Below are 1,896 nucleotides of genomic sequence, written 5' to 3' on the forward strand. Positions count from 1 at the left end.
TAAGGCCGGGGCGCAGGTTTTCCCCGCATTGGTGCCGGTTTCGCCTGATATGGAAGGCGTTGAGGTTAGCAAGCAGGCAGCGGATTTCTGGAGCAATCGCTGGTCGGGCAAAAGCTTCATGGCGGTGGGCGCGGCCGATCCGGTGCTGGGCATCAAGCCGATGGAAAAGCTGCGCGGCCTGATCCGGGGTTGCCCCGAACCGATGATCATCCCTGATGGCGGCCATTTTGTGCAGGAATGGGGGGAACAAATCGCCCGCGCAGCACTTGCCAGCTTTGATGCGTGACCATTCACGCCAAGCCTTTCCGGACAGGAGCCTCATTTTGACCCAACCGACCCGCATGCGTGCCAGCGATTTCCACCCGCATATCCTCGAGATTTTCGATGGTTATGTGCACGGCAAGCTCAGCAAACGCGAGTTCATTCAGCGCGCGGGCCAGTATGCCGCCGCCGGGGTCACGGGGCTGATGATCCTCAACCAGTTGAAGCCCGATTACGCGCTGGCGCAGCAGGTTGCGCCCGATGATCCGGCGATTGAGACGATGCGCGTCGAATATCCCAGTCCCGAGGGCCACGGCACGGTGCGCGGCCTGATGGCCAAGCCCAAGGGCGCGACCGGCAAACTGCCCGCGGTGCTGGTGGTGCATGAAAACCGGGGCCTCAACCCGTACATCGAGGATGTTGTGCGGCGCACCGCCAAAGCAGGTTATCTGGCGCTTGGACCGGATGGTCTAACATCGCTTGGCGGCTATCCTGGCAGCGATGACGAGGGCCGCACGATGCAGGCCTCGCTCGATCCGGCCAAGCTGATGGAAGACTTCTTTGCGGGGTTTGAATTTCTGCGCGGTCATGAGGGGTCCACAGGCAAGGTGGGCGTCACCGGTTTTTGCTATGGCGGCGGCGTGTGCCATGCGCTGGCCGTTGCCTATCCCGATCTCGCCGCCGCCGCGCCGTTCTACGGACGGCAGGCGCGTCCCGAGGAAGTGCCCGCGATCAAGGCACCGCTGCTGATCCATTTCGCCGAGAATGACGAGCGCGTGAACGCCACCTGGCCCGCCTGCGAGGCGGCGCTCAAGGCGCATGACAAAACCTACGAAGCGCATTTCTACCCCGGAACCTCGCACGGTTTTCACAACGACAGCACCCCGCGCTATGACCAGGCGGCGGCAACGCTGGCGTGGGACCGCACGCTCGCGTTTTTCGCGGCCAATCTGCGAGCATAAGTAAATTGAAGCAGGCCAGACGTCTGGCTTGAACCATTCGGTTTGAGGAGAATTTGATGACGCGTGCCTGGTTGTTGTCGCTTGTTTTTGCCTTTCTGGCCTTCGTTACGCCGGCGGCGCACGCGCAGACCGATTATGCCGCGCAGCTGCAGGAAGGTGATGTCACCTTCAAGCAATTCCGCTTTGCCAACGGCACTGAGCTCGCAGATGTCCGGATGCATTATGCCACGCTCGGCACCCCGCAGCGGGGCAGCGATGGCAAAATCGTCAATGCGGTGATGGTGCTGCACGGAACCGGCGGCAGCGGGCGGCAGTTCCTGCAACCGCAGTTTGCCGATGAGCTGTTCGGCCCGGGGCAGCCGCTCGATATCACGCGCTATTATATCATTCTGCCGGACAATCTGGGCCACGGCCGGTCGTCCAAGCCAAGCGATGGGCTCAAGATGGCGTTCCCGGCCTATGATTATAGCGACATGGTCAACGTCCAGCGACGGATGCTGACCGAAGGGCTCGGCGTCACCCGGCTGCGGTTGATGATCGGCACATCGATGGGCTGCATGCACGGCTTTGTCTGGGCGCGGATCGACCCCGCGTTTGTGCAGGCGATGATGCCGATGGCCTGCCTGCCGATGCCGATTGTCGGCCACAACCGCATGTGGCGCAGCGCAGCAGT

Annotated in this window: 2 protein-coding genes and 1 pseudogene; all 3 read left to right on the top strand. The window is 62.2% G+C overall.

Translation table 11 applies throughout. From position 1 onward, the window contains the following. Positions 1-286 (top strand): annotated as a pseudogene (locus ACEW8G_RS08880) (haloalkane dehalogenase); the annotation flags it as partial. A gap of 37 nt (positions 287-323) precedes the next feature. After that, on the top strand, positions 324-1,223 hold the full coding sequence (gene yghX, locus ACEW8G_RS08885; protein WP_373488069.1) for a YghX family hydrolase: 900 nt from the start codon (positions 324-326) through the stop codon (positions 1,221-1,223). A 56-nt stretch (positions 1,224-1,279) separates the two neighbouring features. Continuing rightward, positions 1,280-1,896: alpha/beta fold hydrolase (locus ACEW8G_RS08890; protein ID WP_373488070.1), on the top strand; the 617-nt coding region annotated here is incomplete at its 3' end.

Origin of the sequence: Blastomonas sp. (assembly GCF_041747255.1) — a bacterium.
In the GTDB taxonomy this organism is placed as follows: Bacteria; Pseudomonadota; Alphaproteobacteria; order Sphingomonadales; family Sphingomonadaceae; genus Blastomonas.